This window comes from Bacillus sp. 05T31, assembly GCF_056396725.1.
Genome location: NZ_JBFTMA010000235.1, coordinates 1 through 5,775, shown reverse-complemented (window position 1 = coordinate 5,775; position 5,775 = coordinate 1). Strand labels below are relative to the sequence as shown.

The window sequence follows — 5,775 nt, the reverse complement described above, 5'->3', positions numbered from 1 at the left end:
CCTTCAACCACTGCACCCAATCCGAATCTTCTATTTTAAGCAAACTGAGCGAAACACCTTTCATATCTAAAGAAGTGAGAAGGGTACCAACCTTTACGAACTTCACATGTAAGCCTTCCAGCTCACATAAACGGCGAATATCGTTTGCGAAAATGTATTGTTCCATTAATGGGGTCGCACCGAGTCCGTTAATGAGGATGGCGAAGTTGTCACCTTTTCTCCAGCGATAAATGCTTTTTAGTTTGTTCATAAGTTCGATCGCTAATATTTCAGAAGAGGATAGTGCTTCTTTGCGGTAACCTTTTTCGCCATGGATACCAACGCCGTAAAAGACTTCATCGTCGTTTAATGTGAAKGAAGCTTTTCCTTGTACTGGATCATTTGCAGGTGAAAGGGCGACTCCTAATGTGTGTAAGTTTTGGATGACAGCTTGTCCAAGTGCTGTTAGTTCTTCTAAAGAATGGCCTTCAAGAGCGGCCGCGCCTACTATTTTTTGAATGAAAACAGTACCAGCGACGCCGCGTCTTCTTTTGTTAAAAGAAGTATCATCTTCAATTGAAACGTCGTCATTTACGATGATGTGGTCAATTTGTCTTCCTTCTTCTTTTGCGATTTGTTCTGCCGCTAAAAAGTTTTCTACGTCATCTTTAAAGTTTTTTATGATGAATAAAATACTTTTATCTTTTGGCWTTAAGCGAGTTGCCGCCACAATTTGTTCGACTGTAGGGGGAGTGAAGATACTGCCGTTTACTGCCGCCGTAAGCATTCCGTTTCCTACATAGCCAATATCAGCTGGTTCGTGTCCGCTACCACCGCCGCTTATAATGACAACGTTTTGCTCCATTTCTGCGATATCCTTTACATAAATGATGTTATTTGTTTCGTCGTAATTCACTTTGTCGTTATGTTCAAAATAAAAGCCATGCAGCATATCTTGAACAATATTTTCTACATCATTCATAATCTTTTTCATTGCTTTTGCCACCCTTTAATTACTTTGCTGATTGCTCCAGTAATAGTAGTAATTGATTGTTTATCATATTTTTCATGAGAGAAGACATAATGGATGGATCTACTTCACATTTACTTTCAATCCAATCTTTTATCGTTCCAACGAAGCCGTGACTATAAAAAGAGGCAATCGTATTTTTCGTTTCAATAGAAAGAGTTAATTCACAGCTCATGGATAGTTCATCAATAATCTTCATATATAAGTTTTTCGTATGCTCAAATAAATAGTGATTAAACGAATTTTGCTCAATGACTTTAAATGCATTTCGGTAAAATTTTTGATTTTCGTAAAAGTAATCAAATAATAAATCAAAAATATTTTCCCACGTTTCATAGTCGAGAAAGTCGATAATGTTTTCTTTCGTTTCTTCTCTATAAATCCAGCTTAATAGTTCGAATTTATCTTTAAAATGATAATAAAAAGTTTGCCTACGCATTTGACAGTGTAACATAATATCGCTCACTGATATTTTATGAAATGACTCTGTTTCCATTAAATACTTCAATGAATTCGCGATTATCTTTTTAGAAATTATAGAAGAGGTCATCTGAATCATCCCTAGAATGTTAGTAATATGAAAATCCTACCTACAAATGAGAGCGGTGTCTTTAGACAGATTGTCCATTTTGTCCGTTTACTATAAAACGCTTTCATTTTAACATGAGTAGTAAGAAGAAGATTTCAAATATATCACAATATATTAAAGGAATTGAGGGAGAAGCACAATGAAAAAGATTATAAACAAACCAGAAACATTAGTAATGGAAATGTGYAACGGAATGGTTATGGCTCAYCCAGAGTTGGAGCTTTTGAAAAAATATAAAGTCATTAAGAAGAAAGAAATGAATGAAAATAAAGTAACGTTAATTAGTGGCGGCGGTAGTGGTCAYGAGCCAGCRCATGCAGGWCTAGTYGGAAAAGGAATGTTAGATGCGGCAGTRTGCGGAGATGTGTTTGCTTCKCCTTCRCAAATTCAGGTMTAYCAAGCRATTAAAGARACAGCTAGTAAAAAAGGTACGTTGTTAATTATTAAAAATTATAGCGGCGATATTATGAATTTCAAAAACGGTGCACATTTAGCGACTGAAGATGGAATTGAAGTCGACTACGTAAAAGTAGACGATGATATTGCGGTAGAAGATAGCCTGTATACAGTAGGACGCCGCGGTGTTGCGGGAGTTATTTTAGTGCATAAAATTGCCGGCGCAGCAGCGGAAGCAGGTATGGATCTAGGTGCGGTGAAAGCTGTAGCAGAAAAAGCAGCGGCTAACGTGCGTACAATCGGTTTAGCATTAACTTCTTGTACAGTTCCAGCGAGCGGATCACCTACTTTCACACTTGAAGAAGATGAAATGGAATACGGCGTAGGTATTCACGGTGAACCAGGTATTAAACGTGAAAAAACGCTGTCAGCAGATGAATTAGCTAACCGTATGACAAATGATTTAATAAAAGATTTAGGAGTAAAAGATGGTGAGGAAATTGCACTTCTTGTAAATGGTTTTGGCGGCACACCACTGCAAGAACTATATATATTTAATAATGCAGTTACGAGAGAATTAGCTGCTAGAAACATTAAAATTAATAGAGTATTCGTCGGTAATTATATGACGAGTATCGATATGGCTGGTATGTCTTTAACAGTGATGAAGTTAGATGACGAGCTAAAAACGTTGTTATCGAAAGAGTGTAATACACCAGCGTTTAAAGTAGATGGACCAGTTGAAAGTGTAGAGTACGTGAATGTGCTTGAAGATGTAGAAGAGAAGGAAGTTTCCTTCGAAATAGAAACAGCGGAAGAGCACGCTGTTATTAAAGATAATGTCATTACATTAAATAACATGATTTATCTCGTTGATAAAATGAGTGACATTATTATTAAAAATGAAGTACCGTTCTGTGAGTTAGATACACATGCAGGTGACGGAGACTTCGGAATGAGTGTKGCAAAAGGATTTAAGCAATTAAARCGKGAGTGGCATTCTATTGTAGATCAAGAGAAYGTAACGATCGGATCATTCCTTRACGGTTGTTCAATGATTATTATGGAACATTGCGGCGGYGCTTCTGGTCCAATTTGGGGCGGAGCATTCCGCGCAGCTAGTAAAGCAGCAGGCGAAAAACGTGAGTTAACAGCCAAAGAGTTCGCTGAAATATTGCAAGCGGCACTTCACGGCATACAATCTATCGGTGAAAGATCGTTCGGTAGAGGAGCGGTAGTTGGTGATAAAACACTTGTTGATGCACTTGCTCCATGTGTAGACTCTTGGTTAGCTAGCGCTTCAAACGAAGTAGACATAAAAACTGCCTTTGAAAAAGGAGCAGAAGCAGCGGTTAAAGGCGCAGAGTATACGAAAGAAATCGTAGCTCGCATGGGCCGCGCCGGTACAGTTGGTGAAAGAAGTTTAGGCTATCCTGATGCAGGTGCGCATGCGCTTGGGGTTATCTTTACGGAGATTGCGGGTAGTTTGAAATAGGAATTAGAAGATCCCCTCTGCCTTGTGGTGGAGGTTTTTTTTTATAGTTGAATGATATTATATAACTTCTCTAGGTACTCTTTCTATAAAGATATGAATTTTAAAAGAAGCAACGTGAGTTCATATAAACATGGAATTCAGGTTGTTTAATTGTATTTTAGGAAGAACTAATCTTTAGTTACTTCTTCAGCTGATAACCAGTCTTTTTGTCGCACTGTTCAAATCACGATCCGTCTAAACACCTGAACTAAACAATTCTATAACTGACAAGGGTTTTCTTGTTTTTTGTTCATATGATTGTTATACATAACTAGTTTAATACTTAAACATCTAAGCAGTCCGCTTTTTCTATATTTAGTTACGTTAAGTTCGTGGCATTTAGCACCCACATCCAAAATACTAGGGGAATTCTTTATACAACTGCCTATACATTTGTTTATTTTAATAAGATATACAGAAAGTATTGTATTTTGATAGGAGATGATTTTATGTCAAGTTATAAGTCAAGTAGCAGTTCAAGCGACAGCTCAAAATGTCATCATAAAAAGTATACGATTACTACGTGACCATTTCTCGTTCCTCTTAATGCTGCCGTTGGACAACCGAATAATCGACTTGTAATTATTATCAAGAATGCTACAAACAAACCACTAGAGGCTGATGTTGTGATTGAATATTGTAATGCACTTGGACTCTCAACAGAGGGTATCACACTCCCGTTTATAATCACTGAGGTTGAACACCCATTCCTTGAAGGTCTTGGTCTAACTGTTATACCTCCAATGAGTTGTACTCGGTTAGAATTTGATATTAGTTCTGTTGTAAATGGAATCCTTCATGTTAAATCTACAGGCGATTATGTAGTAGGGGAACGCCCGTTACGTGGAATTGGTGGATCTGGTTTTTCTAATCCTACGAATCCTGGCCTTGTTGTTGTAGATCCCTCCATGGTATTTCATTATGGTGATTTTGTAGTTTGAAAAAGGAAAATGAGAAATAAAAATATAGATTTAGAACGATAAAAGGAAACGAGAAAGACATTTTCTTTTAAGAAAATGTCTTTCTTAATTAATAAAACAACTTTGGATCTGTATCTTTATTTTGAACCGCGTTTTCACTAATTTCAGTACTTGTAGTACAACTTGTCGAAAATAAAATTGGTATACCACATATAGTATCATTCATTACATCACGAAAAACTTTTGCAGCGACTTCTGTGAAAGTTTGACATAGGTTGGAAATATCATCATTAAAAAACTGAATTACTTTTGCAGCAAAAACTGGAAAAATAACATTTTCTCCACCTGGTAAACGTGGTTGTACAACAACTCGCTCAAAATACAAGTTGTTTTCTAACGCTACTTGAAACAAATGTGCAATTTCAAAAGCGTCTAAAGGACAAGGAATTGGATTTACAATTCCATCTCCACTAACACTAACAACAATAGTTACACTTACATTACCAAATTGTACTGTAGGTTTAAGAAGTGTAGCTAACGCAATCGCTTTTTCAACATCCGCAGTTTGTACTAAAATAATAAAATTTCCATCCGTCGGTATTAGCGGACCTACTGTTACAGTTGGATCAGCTCCTATTGAATTTCTGAGTTCATTAAAATATGTGATCCATGGCGGCGAAAGTTGAGGTTGTAAATGCTCGTCCATTCTTTTTCCACCCCCTTATGCAATTCTTAATACTATAATATGAAAAAAAACGAATAAAGTATTAGATATATTTCTTATTTTTCATAATCGCTTTTATAATGGGGTACCGCCACACATCTATCAACTTAAGAAATACAAACACCCCATGCCCATCAAGCTAATGTTTTTAATTCCTCCTATAACAAAAACTATCACCTCTAAGAAATAAAAAAGGAGAAGAGTATACGAAAGAAATCGTAGCTCGYATGGGMCGCGCTGGTACAGTTGGTGAAAGAAGCTTAGGCTATCCAGATGCAGGTGCACATGCRCTTGGRRTTATCTTTACGGAGATTGCGGGTAGTTTGAAATAGGAATTAGAAAGTCCCTCTGCCTTAAGGYGGARGGACTTTTATATATTATTCATTTGTATCTATATCAAATTTTTCAGTGCTTTTTGCTTATTTGAGAGATTTATTCAATCAAATTGTATTTGAGACTTAGTTTTTTTGTGATTGCGGCTTATCAATTTTCCAGCGTGCTTCTAGAGGTTCTAAAGAGCTTTCAATATAAAACATATATTCATCTGCGGTACCTGATACTTCAAAAGCTATTTTCAATTCTACCGTTTCATTTGGTTTAACT

Annotated in this window: 5 protein-coding genes and 2 pseudogenes; 3 read left to right on the top strand and 4 right to left on the bottom strand. The window is 36.6% G+C overall.

The genetic code is table 11. The annotated features are described in order from the left end of the window. Together dhaQ and dhaS are read right to left on the bottom strand one after the other, a co-directional pair. Positions 1 to 973 (bottom strand): DhaKLM operon coactivator DhaQ (gene dhaQ, locus AC1DJR_RS15330; protein WP_477002944.1); only part of this gene is annotated, 973 nt, incomplete at its 3' end. A gap of 19 nt (positions 974 to 992) precedes the next feature. Continuing rightward, positions 993 to 1,559 carry a dihydroxyacetone kinase transcriptional activator DhaS gene (gene dhaS / locus AC1DJR_RS15325; RefSeq protein ID WP_328056952.1) on the bottom strand — a complete coding sequence of 189 codons (567 nt, stop codon included), beginning with the start codon at positions 1,557 to 1,559 and terminating at the stop codon, positions 993 to 995. A 178-nt stretch (positions 1,560 to 1,737) separates the two neighbouring features. Here dhaS and dhaK point away from each other — a divergent pair, with 178 nt between their 5' ends. Continuing rightward, positions 1,738 to 3,489 (top strand): dihydroxyacetone kinase subunit DhaK, encoded by a 1,752-nt coding sequence (gene dhaK, locus AC1DJR_RS15320; RefSeq protein WP_477002943.1) that lies wholly within the window; start codon positions 1,738 to 1,740, stop codon positions 3,487 to 3,489. A 665-nt stretch (positions 3,490 to 4,154) separates the two neighbouring features. After that, the gene (locus AC1DJR_RS15315) at positions 4,155 to 4,469 is read left to right on the top strand and encodes a hypothetical protein (RefSeq protein WP_328056954.1); all 315 of its coding nucleotides are present in this window, start codon (positions 4,155 to 4,157) and stop codon (positions 4,467 to 4,469) included. 88 nt (positions 4,470 to 4,557) lie between these two features. On the opposite strand, the gene AC1DJR_RS15310 is transcribed toward AC1DJR_RS15315, so the two are convergent. Further along, complete coding sequence (locus AC1DJR_RS15310) at positions 4,558 to 5,154, bottom strand: hypothetical protein (protein ID WP_477002942.1); 597 nt, start codon at positions 5,152 to 5,154, stop codon at positions 4,558 to 4,560. Between the two features lie 209 nt (positions 5,155 to 5,363). On the opposite strand from AC1DJR_RS15310, the pseudogene AC1DJR_RS15305 reads away from it, so the two are divergent. Next, positions 5,364 to 5,504 (top strand): annotated as a pseudogene (locus tag AC1DJR_RS15305) (DAK2 domain-containing protein); the annotation flags it as partial. Between the two features lie 126 nt (positions 5,505 to 5,630). Here the strand turns inward: AC1DJR_RS15305 and AC1DJR_RS15300 are convergent. Continuing rightward, a pseudogene (locus tag AC1DJR_RS15300) lies at positions 5,631 to 5,775 on the bottom strand (DUF4352 domain-containing protein); the annotation flags it as partial.

Coding starts and splice junctions, on each gene's coding strand:
- dhaS (WP_328056952.1), bottom strand. CDS start 1,559: ATGACCTCTTCTATAATTTCTAAAAAGATAATCGCGAATTCATTGAAG.
- AC1DJR_RS15310 (WP_477002942.1), bottom strand. CDS start 5,154: ATGGACGAGCATTTACAACCTCAACTTTCGCCGCCATGGATCACATAT.